General features: G+C 41.9%; 1 protein-coding gene. It reads left to right on the top strand.

Annotated features, from left to right (window positions below; all coding sequences use genetic code 11):
- Nucleotides 1-673 (top strand): class I tRNA ligase family protein (locus ACRCJ0_RS17880; RefSeq protein ID WP_431391484.1); only part of this gene is annotated, 673 nt, incomplete at both ends.

Raw genomic sequence — 673 nt, 5'->3', positions numbered from 1 at the left:
TTGGACAACAACACCTTGGACTATTCCATCTAACATGGCTATCGCTGTAAATCCAAATTTTGAATACTCAGTAGTCGCTGTCGCTGACCGTAAATTTGTGGTTGCAACTGACTTAGTGAATAGCCTAGCAACAGAATTAGAATGGGCAGATTACACAGTTGAAGGCGAACCAGTTAAAGGTACTGATTTAGAGTATATGGTTGCTGAACATCCATACTACGACCGTGACTCATTACTAATCTTAGGTGACCACGTAACCACTGAATCAGGTACTGGTTTAGTCCATACGGCGCCTGGGCACGGGGAAGATGACTACTTTGCGTCATTGAACTACAACTTAGACGTTCTATCACCATTAGATGACCAAGGTCACTTTACAGATGAAGCACCAGGTTTTGAAGGTGTCTTCTACGAAAAAGGTAACGAGCTTTCAATCGAAAAAATGAAAGAAAATAATCGTTTACTTAAACTTGATTACTTCTCTCACTCTTACCCACACGACTGGCGTACGAAAAAACCGGTTATCTACCGTGCAACACCGCAATGGTTCTGTTCAGTAGAAAAAATCCGGGAACGTACTTTAGATGTCATCGATAATGAAGTGAAATGGTGGCATCCATCTGGTCAAACACGTATCTACAACATGATCCGTGACCGTAAAGACTGGGTAATC

Source organism: Aerococcus sp. L_32 (genome assembly GCF_050689315.1).
Note: the sequence above shows the minus strand (reverse complement) of the source record. Positions and strands in the feature narration are given on the sequence as shown.